This is a genomic window from Nonomuraea monospora (assembly GCF_039531895.1).
GTDB lineage: Bacteria > Actinomycetota > Actinomycetes > Streptosporangiales > Streptosporangiaceae > Nonomuraea > Nonomuraea monospora.
Genome location: NZ_BAAAQX010000019.1, coordinates 64626 through 80593 on the forward strand (window position 1 = coordinate 64626; position 15968 = coordinate 80593).

The window sequence follows — 15968 nt, forward strand, 5'->3', positions numbered from 1 at the left end:
TTGCCTACCCCGCCGTGGGCGAGATCACGCCTTCTCGTGGCGGCCGTGGCCCACCAGGGCGACGAACTCCTCCAGCTTGATCGTGCCGTCGCCGTCGCTGTCGGCCGAGGTGATGAACGCCTCGATCTCGCTCTCGGACGCGCCCTGACCACCGAGCGCGTCGTTGGCCTGCCGGATCTCGTCGGCGGTCAGCCGGCCGTCGCCGTCGGTGTCGAAGCGCTTGAACTCCGCCTCTGCCGCCTCGCGTGCGGTTGCCATCGCGGTGCCCCCTTGTCTAGCCCTTGTCGAACAAGGCGATATCTTCCGGCCTAATCGGAACGCGAGTCAACCGAAGTCCCGTAGCCGCTCTGACGGCGGCGGCGATGGCCGGGGTGGAGGACAGCGTCGGCGGCTCGCCCGCCCCGCGCAGCCCGTACGGGGCCGCCGGGTCCGCGTTCTCCAGGATCTTCAGCGTCATGGGCGGCATGTCCAGGATCGTGGGGATGAGGTAGTCGGTGAACGACGGGTTCAGCACCTGGCCGTCGCGGACCTGGATCTCCTCCATCAGCGCCAGCCCCAGCCCCTGCGCCGAGCCGCCGTGGATCTGGCCCTCCAGCGCCTGCGGGTTCAGTATCCGCCCGACGTCCTGCACCGCCGCCAGCTCCACCACCTTCACCAGGCCCAGCTCCACGTCCACGTCCACGACCGCCCGGTGCACGCACAGCGCGAGCTGCGTGTGCGAGTCGCCCTGCCCGGTGAGCGGGTCCATCGGGTACGTCGGCCGGTGCCGGTACTCGCGCGTCTCCTCGATCGGCCCGAACCGCTCCAGCGCCTCCCCGGGCGGCAGCCCCTCGAACCGCTCGCGCACCGCCTCGCAGGCGGCCTTGACCGCGCCGCCCGTGACGTACGACTGCCGCGAGGCCGACGACGAGCCCGCCGACCCGACCGAGGTGTCGGCGGTGGCCACCGTGACGTTCGCGATGCCCAGCTCGGTGCGCGCGATCTGGGCCTGCACGGTCACCAGGCCCTGCCCCACCTCGGCGGCGGCCGTGTGCACGGTGACGTGCGGCTCGCCGCCGATCAGCTCCGCCCGCACCCGGGCCGTGGAGTAGTCGTCGAAGCCCTCGGAGAAGCAGATGTTCTTGATGCCCACGCCGTAGCCGACGCCGCGCAGCACCGACTCGCCGTGCGTGGTCTGCGAGACGCCGCCGGGCAGCCCCCGCAGGTCCTCGTCCCTCGGCCCTGGCAGCGGCATCGCCTCCAGGTCGCGCAGCATCTCCGCCAGCGGCGCGGGCGAGTCGATCACCTGCCCGGTGATCAGGTGGGAGCCCTGGGATACGGCGTTGCGCATCCGGACCTCGATCGGCGACAGGCCGCACGCCTCCGCCAGCCGGTCCATCTGCGACTCGTAGGCGTAGCACGCCTGCACCGCGCCGAAGCCGCGCATCGCGCCGCACGGCGGGTTGTTGGTGTAGACGCCGGTGGCGTCCACCCGCACGTTCGGCACCTCGTACGGGCCCGCCCCCAGCGACGCCGCGTTGCCGACCACGGCGGGGGAGGACGAGCAGTACGCGCCGCCGTCGAGCAGGATGTCGGCCTTGACGTAGACCAGCCTGCCGTCGCGGGTCGCGCCGTGCTCGTAGCGCATCCGGGCCGGGTGGCGGTGCACGTGGCCGAAGAACGACTCCTCCCGGCCGTACACGATCTTGACGGGGCGGTTCAGCCGCAGGGCCAGCATGCAGGCGTGGACCTGCATCGACAGGTCCTCGCGGGCGCCGAACGCGCCGCCCACGCCCGACAGCGTCAGGCGCACCTTGCCGGGCGGCAGGCCCAGGCAGGGCGCGAGCTGGTCGCGGTCCACGTGCAGCCACTGGGTGGCGATGTAGAGGTCCACGCCGCCGTCCTCGGCGGGCACCGCCAGGCCGGACTCGGGGCCGAGGAAGGCCTGGTCCTGCATGCCGACCTCGTACTCGCCCGTCACGACGACCTCGGCCTCGAACGTGTCGCCGCGGCGTACCGGCTGGTGGCGCACGAAGTGCTGGGACTCGCGCGGGTCGGTGATGGCGGGGCGGGGCTCGTACTCGACGACGACGGCCGCCGCCGCCCTGCGCGCCGTCTCCGGATGGTCGGCCGCCACCAGCGCCACCGGCTCGCCCTGGTAGCGCACCTGGTCGATGGCCAGCACCGGCTGGTCCTTGTGCTCCAGGCCGTAGTACTTCTCGCCGGGCACGTCCTCGTGCGTCAGCACGGCCCGCACGCCGGGGATGCGCAGCGCGGGCGCCACGTCGATCGAGCGGATCCACGCCGACGGGTGCGGGCTGCGCAGCGTCGCGCCCCACACCATGCCGTCCAGCCACAGGTCGGAGGCGTAGGCGAACTCGCCGGTCACCTTGAGCGTCGCGTCCGGCCGGCGCGCGCTCTCCCCGACACCGTGCAGGAGCGCATCAGAGGTCTGCGTCATTCTCCGAGTGAAGCACCGCGCCGGTGGGCCGTCCTATCCGCGCGACGTCAAATCGAGGTCATCGCTTGCAACATACGGCTTGTACATTCCTACAGGTGCGCATCTCCGACCTGCTGACCATCGACGATCTGCGCCTGCGGCTGCTCACCGGCGACCCGGCCCGCGAGTTCAGCACCGTGCACATCACCGACCTGCCCGAGCCGGGCCGCTACCTCAGCGGCGGCGAGCTGGTGCTGACCGGGCTGATGTGGTGGCATGCGCCCGGCGACTCGGCCCGGTTCGTGGCCGCGCTGGCCGAGGCAGGGGTCGCCGCGCTCGGCGCAGGGCAGGCGTGGCTCGGGCACGTCCCCGGCGACCTGGTGACCGCCTGCGCCGACGCCGGGCTGCCGCTGGTGGAGGTGCCGGTCGAGGTCTCCTTCCGCACGCTGGCCGAGACCGTCGTGCCCCGCCTGGCAGGCGACGTGCGCGACGCGCTCGGCCGCCACCGCAGGCTCGTCGCCGCCATCGCCGAGGGCGCCGACCTGGGCGAGCTGTTCGAGCTGACCGCCGCCGAGCTGGGCGTCACCGGCGCGGTGGTGACCGCCTCGGGCGAGATGATCGTCGGCACCGCCGGCGACCCCGTGCGCCTGGCCAAGGCCTACCTCACCGCGCCGCGCCTGCCGGTCAAGGTCGGCGAGCACACGATCTTCGCGGTCGGACGCGGCCACCGCGCCGCCGGCTGGGCGCTGGCCTGCGACGGCGACCTCATGGACCGCGCCGACCTCGGCTACGAGCTGGCCGCCTGCGTCGGCCTCGAACGCAGCCGCATGGAGGAGGGCCGCCGCGTCGAGCGCCGCCTGACCGAGCAGCTCATCGTCGCCGCCCTCGGCGGGGCCGACGTGGCCGAGCTCAACGCCCGGCTGCGGACGTGCGGGGTGGACGCGGCGGAGCCGTACGCGATCGTCAACGTCACCGCGCCCCGGCCGGGCGCCACCCGCGGCCCCGACCCCGCCACACTCGGCGGCCAGATCATCGAGGAGCTGCTCGGCCGCGAGGTCGTCGCCGCGGCCGGCGCGGACGGCGCCGTCGCCGTCGTCCCCCTGCGCCAGGGCACCACCGCCGAGCTGGCCGACCGGCTGCGCGGCGGCGCCGCCGTCCTCGCCGCGCTGCCCGACACCCGCCTGTGCGCGGGGCTCAGCGGCGCGCTGACGGGCGCCGCCGCCGTCAAGGGCGGCGTGGAGGAGGCCGGGCACGCCAGGCGGCTGGCGGAGGCCCGTGGGGGCGGGGTGGTGACCAGCGACGAGATCTACACGCACGCGCTGCTGCTGGCCACGGTGCCGGGCGACGTCCGGCGGTCGTTCTCCGCCCGGCTGCTGTCGCCGCTGCTCGACTACGACCGGCGGCACCAGTCGGAGCTGGTGCGCACGCTCGGGATCTTCCTCGACTGCGCGGGGTCGTGGAACGCGTGTGCCGAGCAGCTCCACGTGCACGTGAACACCGTGCGGTATCGGGTGCGCAGGATCGAGGAGCTGACCGGGCGGGATCTGTCGACGATGGCCGATCGGGTGGACTTCTTCCTGGCGCTCAGGGACACGGCGCCGCCCCGGTGACGCTCACGCGTGGATCGATCGCCGGCCCATCGCCGCCTCACGTTCCCCGGTCGCCCGTTCCAGCCAGTACGCGCTGCCCATCCGCTCGGCGAGCACCAGCGCCTCGACGCTGTACCGCGTGGCCTCGCCGGTCCTGCCGAGCAGCCGGTAGGCGCGCGCCAGATGGACCAGGCAGCTCACCTCGGTCATCTTCATGGTGGTGGTGCGGGACCGCTCAAGGGCGCCGGTGAGCACGGCCAGAGCGGCGTCGAGCCGGCCCAGCTCCAGCAGGACCCGCCCCCGTGCCACCGCGAACTCCGCCTGCCGCAGGGTGTCGCCCGCCTCGTCGGCCAGCGCCGAGCCCTCCTCCAGCGCGAGCACGGCCTCCTCCAGCCGGCCCAGGCCGATGCAGGCCCGGCCTACCACGAGCAGGGCGAAGCGTTCCCCCGGCCCCGACGCTATCTCGCGGGCGATCACGCGCTGGGCCAGCGCATGCTCCAGCGCCTGCGCGCACTGGTCCCACTTGAGCAGGGTGCCGGCCAGGTTGCCGTGCGCCCGCTGCTCGTTGAAGCGGTCACCGAGCAGGCGCGCCAGGCGCAGGTGGCCCTCGTGGTGCTCGATGGACCCGGCCCAGTCGCCCTTCAGGTACAGCCCCGTGGCGAAGTGGGCGTGCGCCTCCATCGTGATGACCTGGTCGCCGAGCCGCACGCCCGTCGCGAGCAGCCGCTCGCCCAGCGAGATCATGCCCGTCACCCGGTACGCGCCCTGCTGGTACCACCACAGGGCCAGACCGATGCCCGCGCCGGCCCTCGCGATGTCGTCGTCCGGATCGGCCATCGCCTGGAAGGCGGCGGCGAGCAGCGTGGCCTCCTCCCTCCTGAGCCAGGCGCCCGCCTCCGGCGCGCTGTCGAAACCGCGGCCCCGCGCGTCGAGCTCCGGATACAGGCAGTGGACCCGGTGCGGATCGCTGGTCCGGGCGGCGGCCCTGGTGGACTGGGCGTAGTAGCCGATCGTCCGCTTGAGCGGCGCGTTCCGCTCGTGCGCGGGCAGCAGGTCGGCGGAGAAGAGGCGGACGAGATCGTGCGGGTGGTAGCGGCCCGGCTCTCCGGCCTCCAGCAGGTGGGCGTCGCAGAGCCGTTCAAGCGCTCGTTCGACGTCCAGCGGCGAGGTGCCGGACAGCGCCGTAGCCGCCTCCACGGTCACGTCGGGCACGTGCAGCAGGCCGAGCAGGGCCAGGAGGCGAGCCGCAGCCCCGTCGATCTCGCGGTTGCTGCCGTTGAGCGCGTTCCAGCTCGCCGCCAGGCTCGACCGTACGGCCAGATCGCCCGCCTCCAGCTCCCGCAGCCTGCGCCGCTCGTCGGTGAGCCGCGTCGTCAGCGCGCCGACCGTCCAGTCGGGACGGTCGGCCAGCCGAGCTCCTGCGACCCTGAGCGCCAGCGGGAAACCGTTGCAGAGCCTGATGAGGCGGGTGGTCTGGCCGAGGTCCGCGGCGACGCGATCGGCGCCGACCAGCTTGGACAGCATGGCCGTGGCCTCCGCGTCGGAGAGGAGGTCGAGCCGGAGCTGGACGCAGTCGTCGCCGGCCGCCAGGGACTCCCGGCTCGTCACCAGCACCGCGGTGCCCCTGGGCGTCGAGATGAACGGCTTGACCTGCGCCAGATCGGCGGCGTTGTCCAGGACCAGGAGCAGCCGCCCGTCCTGCAGCCTGCTCCGCCACAGGGCCGCCGCCTCCTCCTCGTCCTCCGGCACGGCGCTGTCCGGCGTGCCGATGCCGCGCAGCAGCCGGCTGAAGATCTCATAGCTGGACGGCCGGGGCACGTTCGGCGTGCCACCGCGGAGGTTGACGTAGAGCTGCCCGTCGGGGAACCGCTCGCGCACCATGTGGGCGACCCGGACGGCCAGCGCCGACTTGCCGACCCCCGGCGGCCCGCAGATCACGACGAGCGGGTGCGGAGGCTCGCCGGCCCAGGGATCCAGCAGGGACTTCAGGCGGACCGTCTCCCGCGTGCGCCCCACGAAGACGATCAGATCGCCGGGAAGCTCGCGCGGGATCACCCTGCCGGGGGCCGGGGGCCGCTCGGTGGCGGTCAGGACGACGCCGTGCGCGCGCCGCAGGCCCTCGCCGGGATCCACGCCCAGCTCCTCCGACAGCGTGCGCCTGGCCCGCTCGAAGACCGTCAGCGCCTCGGCCTGGCGCCCGCAGCCGTGCAGGGCCAGCATGAGCAGCTCGTACGGGCGCTCCCTGAGCGGATGGTGGTGGATCAGGTCGTAGAGCTCCGCGAGCGCGTCCTCGGAACGGTCGAGCCGCAGCAGGGCATCGGCCCGCGCCTCCACGGCCATCAGGCGGGCCTGTTCGAGCCGGGCGCGCTCACCTTCCGCGAAGGGCCCGGGCACCCCGCTCAGCGCGGGGCCGCGCCACAGCGCCAGCGCCTCGTCGGTCTCGCGTAACGCGCCGTCGAGGTCACCGGCCTTCCTGTCCCGGGCCGCCGCGTCCAGCCGGGCGGTGAAGACGTGCGCGTCGACCTGGAGAGGGTCGAGCCGCAGCAGGTAACCTCCCGAGGACCGGGAGACCATGCTCGGCGGCTGGCGCCTGCGCCGGTCCGGCTCGAACGCGCGGCGCAACCCGGCGATGTAGGTGTAGACGCTCTGCGTGGCGCTGGGAGGGGGAGCGTCACCCCACAGACCCTCGATCAACTGGCTCAACGTGACGACCCGGCTGGAACGCATCGCGAGCATCGCTACGATCGCCTGCTGGAGCGGCGGCCCCAGATCGGTCTCCTCGTCATGGAAGACACCCAGGACGGGGCCCAGGAGGCCGACAGTCAGACCGGCGGCCAGAGAACGGTCATGATCGCGAGTCGGATCCACGTAGGGAGCTTAGTCCCGATGGCCGCGGCCCAGAGAGAGCCGGCGCCTCATGTAGAGGGAATGTAGACGCGGCGTCTAGGCTGGGAGCGACGTGAGCCGAAGTGCGGGGGCCGAGGCGCGGGCTCAGGCTGATCAACGACTCAGGCCGATTCTCATGGACGGCAGGTAGGGGCCCGACAGACCCCTTACCTGCCAGACCATGGATGTGACGAGCACGGAGTGCGGTTCGTACCCGTCGAGCCACTTCACCTTGCTCGGTTCAGCAGCAGCCGATCTCCGCTGTCGCGCTCGAGATGGAGCTCGAGAGGGAAGACGTCGTGGCACTCGCCGCCGTACCATTACCTCCAAGGGCTACCGCGGTGCCGATCGCGACAGCCAGGATTGACAGGGCAATGCGCATGCGCATGGGGGCTCTCCCTCGCCTATGTGACTTGCTCGATTTCATCTTCTCAGGGAGCGGCAGCTGTGACCACATCTGACCTAGTCGGACTCCGTATCAAGACGGTTCGGCGGCAACGCGGCCTGTCGCAGGCGCAGCTGGCACACCCCGAGCTTTCGGACAGCTACGTCTCGTTGATCGAGAGCGGTAAGCGTACCCCCACCCCTGCGGTCTTGGAGCTGCTGGCCAACAAACTCGACTGCTCGCTGTCCTATCTGATCAACGGTGTCACCGCCGAGCAGATGGAGGACATCGAGCTGGCCCTCGGCTACGCGCGGCTGGCACTCGAGAACGGCGAGGTCGCCGAGGCCCGCACCCGCTTCGCGGAGCTGCTGGAAAACAGTAACTTGGCAGGTTTGACATCGCTTCGTCAAGAAGCCGAGTTCGGCCTGGCGCTCGCCACGGAGGCCGCCGGCGATCTCGGCCAGGCGATCTCCATCATGCTCAGGCTCCGCGAGGAGGAGCTGCCCGCCGAGCGCAACATCGAGGTCGCGGTCGCGCTGTGCCGCGCCTACCGCGAGAGCGAGCAGCTCAGCGAGGCCGTCGAGGTGGGCGAGCAGCTCCTGAGCGGCAACGCCCGCCAGCCCTGGAACGATCTGCTGGTCGAGCTGGCCGCCACGCTCCTCATGGCCTACTACGAGCGCGGCGACATGCTGCGCGCCAGGCAGTTCGCGGCCGAGCTGCTCAACGCCGCCGACGCGCTCGGCACCCCCCGCTCCGTCGTGGCGGCCAACTGGAACGCCTCCATCATCGCGCGCGTCACCGGCCACACCGACGAGGCGGTGACCTTCATCGAGCGGGCCCTGGCCGTGCAGATGGAGCACGGCAAGCCGCGCAACACCGCGCGGATGCGGCTCCAGGCCACCCGCACGCGGCTCAGGACCGGCCTCCAGGATCCGGTGAGCGCGCGCGAGACGCTGCGCGCCGCGATCACCGAGTTCGAGCAGACCTCGACCAGCACGATCGACGCGGCCACCCTCTACCTCGAACTGGCCTGCGCCGAGTACATGAGCCACGACTTCGACAGCGCCGCCGAGCACGCCGGCGCCAGCAGGAGCATGCTGCCCACGTTCGGCCACGTGCTGGGGGCAGAGGCCAACCTGCTGCTCGCCCGCATCTACGGCAGCGTCGGCCGCACGGACGAAGGCCGTGGGTTCGCCTCCGACGTGGAGAGCTGGCTCTCGCCGCTGCCCGACACCCGCCGCTCGGCCTCCCACTGGTACGCCACCGCCGAGACCATGGAGCAGCTCGGCGACGCCGACGGAGCCGTCGACGCCTACCAGCGGGCGCTGGCCTGCGCGGGATTGTAGAGCCCGGTTTGTAGAGCGACGTCCGGACCGGGCAGTGGCGTCGGTAGCCTTGGGGGTGCCATGAAGAGATCCCCGCTCGCGGCCCTCACCGCGATTCTCGCCGCCGCCCTGTTCGGGTTCGGGCTCGTGTTCGGCCCGGCCACGCCCGCGCTGGCGCACGACACGCTCAAGAGCAGCTCCCCGGCCAAGAACGCCGAGGTCAAGTCCCTCGACGAGGTCAAGCTGGAGTTCAGCGCCAAGGTGCGCATGCCGTTCGTCATCGTGCGGGGGGAGGCGGACGCCCAGCACCAGAGCGGCAAGCCCGAGGTCGACGGCGCCGTGGTGACGCAGGCCGTCAAGGGGCCGCTGCCCGATGGGAAGTACACGATCGCCTACCGGGTCGTGTCCTCCGACGGGCATCCCATCGAGGGGGAGATCCCGTTCCGGGTGAAGGGTGCTGAGACGCCGAGCCCGTCCCCCTCTGAAGAGAGCGCCTCGCCCTCCGCGTCGGCGGCTGCTCCCGCCACGAGCGCGCCTGCGCCCGCCGCCACCGACGCCGCCACCGCCGGCGCGGCGACCGAACAGGCGGCGGCCGAGCAGGGCGCGAGCTTCCCCGTCTGGCTGATCATCGTCATCGGCGCGCTGGTCGGCATCGGGATCGGGTTCCTGCTGAGCGGACGGAAGAAGCAGCCATGACCCGGGCGGCGCGCCTGGCGATCGTGGCCGCGGTGGCCTCGATCGCCGCCCTGGCCATCGGCATGATCGCCGGAGGCAGGGCGTTCCCCAGGATCATCCCCGGGCTGCCCGACGCCGGCGCGGTCGTGCGGTGGGGGCTGCCGCTGTCCAAGCTGCTCATGGACGCCTCCGGCGTCATCACCGTGGGCCTGCTGCTGATGGCCGCCGCGCTGCTGCCCAACGACAAGGGCGTGCTCGGCAAGAGCGCCGTCGAGTACGTCAAGGCCAGCTCCTGGGCCGCCCTGGTGTGGGCGGGGGCCGCGTTCCTGTCCATCGTGTTCGGCGTCGCCGACTCCATGGGCCGCACGGTGCCGCAGATCCTCGACCGCGCCTTCCTGACCAGCTACGCCACCCAGACCACGCAGGGCGTCGCGCTGACGCTGGTGGTGCTGTTCGGCGTGGCCATCGCGCTGTTCTCGCGCGGCGCCATCACCGCGGGGGCCGCGGCGGGGCTGCTGGTGTTCGCGATGGTGACGCTGCTGCCCGCGCCGCTGACCGGGCACACCTCCTCCTCACCCAACCACGACCTGGCCACCTCGTCGGTGTCGCTGCACCTGCTCTCGCTGGCGCTGTGGACGGGCGGGCTCGGCGTGCTGGCCCTGCACGCGCTGCGCAAGCAGCCGCAGCTCGACGTGGCGGCGGCGCGGTTCTCCCGGATGGCGCTGTGGTGCTACGCCGGGGTGGGGCTGTCCGGGGTGTTCGCGCTGGTCGCGCGGCTGGGCGCGATCTCCGACCTGTGGACCTCCGAGTACGGCCTGCTCGCCGTGGCCAAGATCGTGGCGTTCGTGCTGCTCGGCTACATCGGCTACTGGCACCGCCAGCGCACCCTCGCCGACCTGGAGGCGCGCAAGCCGCGCGCGTTCACCCGGCTGGCCGGCGGCGAGATGGTGCTCATGTTCGCCACCATCGGCATCGCCGTGGCGCTGTCGCGCACCCCGCCGCCCGAGTACAGCGTCCCCGCCGACCGGGCGTTCGAGCTGCTCGGCTTCCCCATGCCGCCGCCGCTCACCATCGGCAACATCTTCTCGCTGTGGTGGCTCGACCTGTTCTTCGCCGTCGTGGCGGCCGTGCTGGCCGGGCTCTACGGCGCGGGCGTGCTGCGGCTGCGCCGGCGCGGCGACAAGTGGCCGTGGAGCCGCACCGCCGCCTGGTTCGCCGGCGTCGCGCTGCTGGTGTTCTGCACGCAGAGCGGGCTGGCCAGGTACGCCAAGGTCCTGTTCGACGTGCACATGATCGAGCACATGACGCTGTCCATGGTGGTGCCGATCTTCCTCGTCCTCGGTGGGCCCGTCACGCTGGCGCTGCGCGCGCTCAAGCCCGCCGCCAGGAGGGGCGACAGAGGGCCGCGGGAGTGGATCACCACGATCCTGCACAGCCGGTTCACCAAGGTCGTCACGCATCCCGTGGTCGCCACCGCCATCTTCGTGGCCTCGACGTACGCGTTGTACTTCACGCCGCTGTTCGAGTCGGCGATGAACGAGCACCTCGGCCACATCTGGATGACCCTGCACTTCCTGCTCAGCGGCTGCCTGTTCTTCTGGGTGATCATCGGCGTCGACCCGGGGCCCAACCGGCTGCCGTACGTCGGGCGGCTGCTGATGCTCTTCGTCACCATGCCGTTCCACGCCTTCTTCGGCATCGCGCTGATGATGATGGGCGGCGTGATCGCGTCCGGCTGGTACGAGCAGCTCGGCCGCACCTGGGGCGACACGCTGCTGCTGACGCAGCGCGACGGCGGCGCCATCGCCTGGGGTTTCGGCGAGATCCCCACGCTGATCGTGCTGCTGGCCATCGCCGTGCAGTGGTACAAGGACGACGACAGGCAGGCCAGACGCGCCGACCGCAGGGCCGATCGCACGGGCGGAAAAGACCCCGAACTTGACTCCTACAACGACTATCTCGCCCGTCTCAACCGTGCCGACAAGGGCGAGTAGCCGATCGGACATGCCCTTCTACCTTCCGACTACACGTCTCTGGACCGGCAGGTAGCCTTTCTTTCAGGGGAGACGGGCATAACCTTGTCCGCTAGCGTGCGCAGGCCTTGAGGGGGGATGCGCGTCGCAGGCTTGGGGGCGCCGGAGTGGGGACCGGCGCCGCGCCCGGGTGCCAAGGAAGGCGAATCAATTGTCGGAAGAGACGCGGATGCGCGGGGGGCAGAGCCTGGCCGAGGCGCTCGAAAGCTGTCTGGCCGAGTGGTCGGAGCGCACGGGAATCACGGTCGAGACGTGGGCGCTGCCCACGACCGACGTGCCGGCCCGCGTGTCGAGCGGCGTCATGAGCACCATGCGCGAAGCCTTGTCCAACGTCGAGTTGCACAGCAGGGCCCGGACCGTGTCGATCGCCGTGACGGTCGGCAAGAGCGGGCTGCGGATGACCGTCAGCGACAACGGGCAGGGGTTTGTTCCGGCGGGGGCGGGGCGGGGCATCGCCAGGATGCGGGCGGCCTTCGCCGAGATGGGGGGCACCCTGTCGGTGAACAGCGTGCACGGTGAGGGGACCACGGTGTCGGGGGTGGTACCTCGGCGGCGTTGAGACCGGATGCTTGAGGCCGGATGGCCGTCTTGAGGCCGGATGGCCGTCGCATGCTGGTGCGACGGCCATCAGGGTCACGGCAGGGTCACGGGAGGGTGAGGATCTCGCTGCCCGAGTCGGTGACCAGGATCGTGTGCTCGAACTGGGCCGTGCGCTTGCGGTCCTTGGTCACGGCCGTCCAGCCGTCGGCCCAGATCTCGTACTCGATCGTGCCAAGCGTCAGCATCGGCTCGATCGTGAACGTCATGCCCGGCACCAGCTCGACCCGCAGCGACGGGTCGTCGTAGTGCGGCACCATGAGCCCGGAGTGGAAGGTCGTGCCGATGCCGTGGCCGGTGAAGTCGCGCACCACGCCGTAGCCGAAGCGCTTGGCGTACGCCTCGATGACGCGGCCCACCACGTTGAGCTGGCGGCCGGGCGCGACCGCCCTGATGGCCCGCATCGTCGCCTCGTGGGTGCGCTCCACCAGCAGCCGCGACTCCTCGTCGACCTCGCCCACCAGGAACGTCGCGTCGGTGTCGCCGTGGACGCCGCCGATGTAGGCGGTGATGTCGACGTTGACGATGTCGCCGTCGCGCAGCACGGTGTCGTCGGGGATGCCGTGGCAGATGACCTCGTTGAGCGAGGTGCACAGCGACTTCGGGTAGCCCTTGTAGCCGAGCGTGCTGGGATAGGCGTTGTGGTCGAGGAGGAACTCGTGGCCGATCCTGTCGAGCTCGTCGGTGGTGACGCCCGGCCGGACGTGTTTGCCGACCTCCTCGAGAGCCTGGCCGGCGATCTTGCCCGCCACCCGCATCCGCTCGATGATCTCGGGGGTCTTCACGTCGGACTCGCCGGTCCTGGGGCGCTTCTTGCCGACGTACTCCGGCCGCTCGATGTGGGCGGGGACCTTTCGCATGGGCGAAACTCGCCCGGGCTGGAGCAGTGTCGTCATGAAACACGAGTCTACGGGGCAGAATTGACCTCGTGACCGAAGGCCAGTGGTGGTTCTGTCTCAAGCACATGCGGGTCGAGCCCGACAAGGGCTGCCCCAACAAGGACCGGATGGGTCCCTACGCCTCCGAACAGGAGGCGGCCGGGGCGCTGCAGCGCGCCGCCGACCGCAACAAGGCGTGGGACGAAGCAGACCAGGACGATGAGTGACGGGGCCGCCGAAGTAGGCTGAGCCGCGTGGAGATCGACCCCCGGCGGCTGCGCATCCTGTACGAGGTCGCCCGCCGTGGCGGCGTCATGCGGGCCGCGCAGGCGCTGCACCTGACCTCCTCGGCCGTCTCCCAGCAGCTCGCCCAGCTCGAACGCGAGGTCGGGCTGCCCCTCATCGACCGTTCGCAGCGCAGCGTGTCGCTCACCCCGGCGGGGCGGGTGCTGGCGGGCTACGCCGAGCGGGTGGAGGAGGAGCTGAGCGAGGCGCGGCGGGAGCTGACCCGGTTCACCGAGCGGCTGGCCGGGCCGGTGCGCATCGCGGCGTTCGCCACCGTCATCAAGCACATCCTGGTGCCCGCCCTGCGGGAGCTGGCCGTACGGCATCCCAGGATCACGCCGATCGTGCACGAGATCTACGGTCAGCCTGCGTTGCAGGAGTTACGCCTCGGGTCGGTGGACGTGCTCATCACCGAGCAGGACATGGGGCTGCCCGCGCTGTCGCAGCCGTCGCTGAGCACGCGGCTGCTCTTCGTGGACGAGTACCGCATCGTGCTGCCGCCCGGCTGGGCCGAGCCGCCGGCCACGGTGGACGACCTCATGCGCTGCCCGTGGGTGGCCAGCGTTTCTTCGCACGCGGCAGGGCAGGCGCTCGACCGGCTGGCCGGGCTGCACGGGGCCGAGCCGCGCAAGGTGCACTTCGTCACGGAGTTCGACTCGGCGCTGGCGCTGGTGGCCGACGGGCACGGGGTGGCGATCGTGTCGACGATGGCGCTGCTGAACGTGCCCGAGGGCGAGGTGCAGGTGAGCGACATCCGGGAGGTGGGGGCGCGCCGGGTGGACGTCGTCACGCGGGTCGGCGGCACGCGGTCGGGGGAGCCGGACCCGGTGCAGGCCGTGGTGATCGAGGCGATCGAGGAGGCCACGGCGGCGCTGGAGGCGTCCCTGCGGGGGCGGCTCGGCGAGGAGGAGCGGGTGAGCGGCCCGTAGGCCGGTGCGTCAGTCGGTGACCTGGGGGCCGCTGACCTTGTCGAGGAGGCGGGCCAGGCGCTCGCGCAGGCGCGGGCGCTGCTCCAGCTCGCCCGCCGCCGCGCTGACCAGGTGCTGCGCCCCGTCGAACGTCACCAGCCCGTCGCGCGGCACCGCGATCGCGTCGTGCGCCAGCCCGGCCAGCTCAGGGTCGCCGCCCTCGCCGCCCTCGATCGCCAGGATGGTCGCCCCCGTGCGGCGCGCGTCGTCCACGCGTTCCAGCAGCGGGACGGGAGCCTGCTGCTCCGACAGCACGAACAGCGTCTCCCCACGGGCCGCCCGCTCCAGCCGGTCGAGGCCGACGCTCAGGTGGGCGGGCGCCCCCGCAGGCGGGTCCCAGCGCACCAGGGTCGGCGTGAGCTGCGACAGGCCGGAGATCCTGGCCTCGTCGGCGAGGTGCGCGGTCAGGTGCCAGGGCTCGTCGTCGGGCGTGCCCACCAGCAGCAGGCCGCCCGGCGAGCGCGTGGTGCGCAGGGCCAGGCCCAGCTCGCGGGCGCGGTCGAGCCAGCCCGTCTCGGCGAGGAGCTCGCGCAGGAAGGCGACCGATCCTGAGTCCATGTCTCCATGGTGCCTCACCCGAGGTGAGCGGGGTGATTGATTCGGGAGTGATGTGTTGACACGAGGTGTGTTTCCCCGTCATTTCAGGCCTTGACATTGAGTTACCCTCGGGTAACGATCGGCTCGCGGCGCCGCCGTCCCAAGTGGTTGATCCTCACGGAGAGGGGCGGCACATGAACTTACGTGTGCGCGTCAGCATGTCCATGATCCTGTTACCGATCATGTCGCTTCTCGTCGCGGCACCCGCTCGCGCCGCCGCACCAGGAGACGTCGTCTCCGCCCAGCCCACCACGGTCTACCTCCTCCCGGGCCAGCTGCTGGAGGTCCCCGTCAACGCCTGGCACCTGCGCTACAACTCCACGTCCGCCACCGGCGCGCTCAACACCGTCTCCGGCACCCTCCTCGTGCCCAAGGCCGGCTACCCGCTCGGCGCCCGCCCCGTCATCGGCTATGCCTTCGGCACCCACGGGCTCGGCGACCAGTGCGCGCCGTCCGTCAGCATGAGCCGGGGCGGGGAGGCCGAGCTGGCGCTGGTCAGCCTGTTCCTGCTCAAGGGGTACGCGGTCGCGATGACCGACTACGAAGGGCTCGGCACGCCGGGGACGCACACGTACATGGCGGGGATCTCCCAGGGGCACGCCGTGCTCGACGCGATCAGAGCCGCCACCCGCGTGCCCGGAGCCGGGCTGTCGGCCCGCGCGCCCGTCGGCGTCATGGGCTACTCCCAGGGCGGCGCGTCCGCCGCCTGGGCCGCCCAGCTCCAGCCCACGTACGCGCCCGAACTGCGGCTGCGCGGCGTCGCCGCCGGCGGGGTGCCCGCCGACCTGCACGCCGTCGCCCAGCACCTGGACGGCACCCCCGACTTCGGCCTCGCCGCCGCCGCCGGGATCGGGCTCGACGCCGCCTACCCCGAGCTGGACCTCGAAGCCGACCTCAACGACCAGGGCCGCGCGCTGCTCGCCGACGCCGCCGACGACTGCGTGGACGACCTGAGCAAGCTGGCCGGGCTCCGCTTCTCCGACCTCAGCCCCATCGACCTGCTCAACCAGCCCAAGTGGCTGACCCGCCTGGCGGAGAACCGGCTCGGCGCCACCACCCCGCGCGTGCCCCTGTTCCTCTACCACGCGCGCGGCGACCAGATCATCCCGTTCGCGGTCGGATCCACGCTGCGCACCGAGTACTGCGCGGCGGGGGCGCGGGTGCGCTGGCTCTCCCTGCCGGCGCCCGACCACGTCACAGGAGCCATCGAGGGCGGGCCGGTCGCCATCGAATGGCTGGCCCTGCGGATCCTCGGCCTGCCCGCCTCCAGCAACTGCTGAGCCCCGCGACCGACCGCTGAGCCTCGCGACCGACCGTTGGGCCTCGCGACC

13 protein-coding genes are annotated in these 15968 nt (G+C 72.0%); 8 read left to right on the forward strand and 5 right to left on the reverse strand.

The genetic code is table 11. The annotated features are described in order from the left end of the window. Positions 1-24 precede the first annotated feature (24 nt). Together ABD331_RS32260 and ABD331_RS32265 are read right to left on the reverse strand one after the other, a co-directional pair. The gene (locus ABD331_RS32260) at positions 25-300 is read right to left on the reverse strand and encodes an EF-hand domain-containing protein (RefSeq protein WP_344483429.1); all 276 of its coding nucleotides are present in this window, start codon (positions 298-300) and stop codon (positions 25-27) included. Then, on the reverse strand, positions 275-2440 hold the full coding sequence (locus ABD331_RS32265; protein ID WP_344482953.1) for a xanthine dehydrogenase family protein molybdopterin-binding subunit: 2166 nt from the start codon (positions 2438-2440) through the stop codon (positions 275-277). Before ABD331_RS32265 ends, ABD331_RS32260 begins: the two co-directional genes overlap by 26 nt. Positions 2441-2535: 95 nt before the next feature. On the opposite strand from ABD331_RS32265, the gene ABD331_RS32270 reads away from it, so the two are divergent. Beyond that, positions 2536-4029, forward strand: coding sequence for a helix-turn-helix domain-containing protein (locus ABD331_RS32270; RefSeq protein WP_344482956.1), 1494 nt, complete (start codon positions 2536-2538; stop codon positions 4027-4029). Between the two features lie 3 nt (positions 4030-4032). On the opposite strand, the gene ABD331_RS32275 is transcribed toward ABD331_RS32270, so the two are convergent. Then, entirely contained in the window at positions 4033-6876 is a 2844-nt protein-coding gene (locus tag ABD331_RS32275) for an AfsR/SARP family transcriptional regulator (protein ID WP_344482959.1), read from the reverse strand. Between the two features lie 465 nt (positions 6877-7341). Between ABD331_RS32275 and ABD331_RS32280 the strand changes: the two genes are divergently transcribed. The 4 genes from ABD331_RS32280 (at position 7342) to ABD331_RS32295 (ending at position 11871) form a co-directional block, all read left to right on the forward strand. Beyond that, complete coding sequence (locus ABD331_RS32280; protein ID WP_344482962.1) at positions 7342-8625, forward strand: helix-turn-helix domain-containing protein; 1284 nt, start codon at positions 7342-7344, stop codon at positions 8623-8625. Positions 8626-8685: 60 nt separating this feature from the next. Continuing rightward, the gene (locus tag ABD331_RS32285; protein WP_344482965.1) at positions 8686-9300 is read left to right on the forward strand and encodes a copper resistance CopC family protein; all 615 of its coding nucleotides are present in this window, start codon (positions 8686-8688) and stop codon (positions 9298-9300) included. After that, positions 9297-11273 carry a bifunctional copper resistance protein CopD/cytochrome c oxidase assembly protein gene (locus ABD331_RS32290; protein WP_344482968.1) on the forward strand — a complete coding sequence of 659 codons (1977 nt, stop codon included), beginning with the start codon at positions 9297-9299 and terminating at the stop codon, positions 11271-11273. Before ABD331_RS32285 ends, ABD331_RS32290 begins: the two co-directional genes overlap by 4 nt. A gap of 208 nt (positions 11274-11481) precedes the next feature. Beyond that, on the forward strand, positions 11482-11871 hold the full coding sequence (locus tag ABD331_RS32295; protein ID WP_344482971.1) for a sensor histidine kinase: 390 nt from the start codon (positions 11482-11484) through the stop codon (positions 11869-11871). Between the two features lie 85 nt (positions 11872-11956). On the opposite strand, the gene map is transcribed toward ABD331_RS32295, so the two are convergent. Continuing rightward, the gene (gene map / locus ABD331_RS32300) at positions 11957-12805 is read right to left on the reverse strand and encodes a type I methionyl aminopeptidase (protein ID WP_344482974.1); all 849 of its coding nucleotides are present in this window, start codon (positions 12803-12805) and stop codon (positions 11957-11959) included. 32 nt (positions 12806-12837) lie between these two features. On the opposite strand from map, the gene ABD331_RS32305 reads away from it, so the two are divergent. Further along, positions 12838-13014: a hypothetical protein gene (locus ABD331_RS32305; protein ID WP_344482977.1), complete on the forward strand. Its 177-nt coding sequence runs from the start codon at positions 12838-12840 to the stop codon at positions 13012-13014. 27 nt (positions 13015-13041) lie between these two features. Then, the gene (locus ABD331_RS32310) at positions 13042-14001 is read left to right on the forward strand and encodes a LysR family transcriptional regulator (RefSeq protein ID WP_344482980.1); all 960 of its coding nucleotides are present in this window, start codon (positions 13042-13044) and stop codon (positions 13999-14001) included. Between the two features lie 9 nt (positions 14002-14010). On the opposite strand, the gene ABD331_RS32315 is transcribed toward ABD331_RS32310, so the two are convergent. Continuing rightward, complete coding sequence (locus tag ABD331_RS32315; RefSeq protein ID WP_344482983.1) at positions 14011-14598, reverse strand: phosphoheptose isomerase family protein; 588 nt, start codon at positions 14596-14598, stop codon at positions 14011-14013. 173 nt (positions 14599-14771) lie between these two features. Between ABD331_RS32315 and ABD331_RS32320 the strand changes: the two genes are divergently transcribed. Beyond that, positions 14772-15917 carry a lipase family protein gene (locus ABD331_RS32320; protein WP_344482986.1) on the forward strand — a complete coding sequence of 382 codons (1146 nt, stop codon included), beginning with the start codon at positions 14772-14774 and terminating at the stop codon, positions 15915-15917. Positions 15918-15968: the final 51 nt, after the last annotated feature.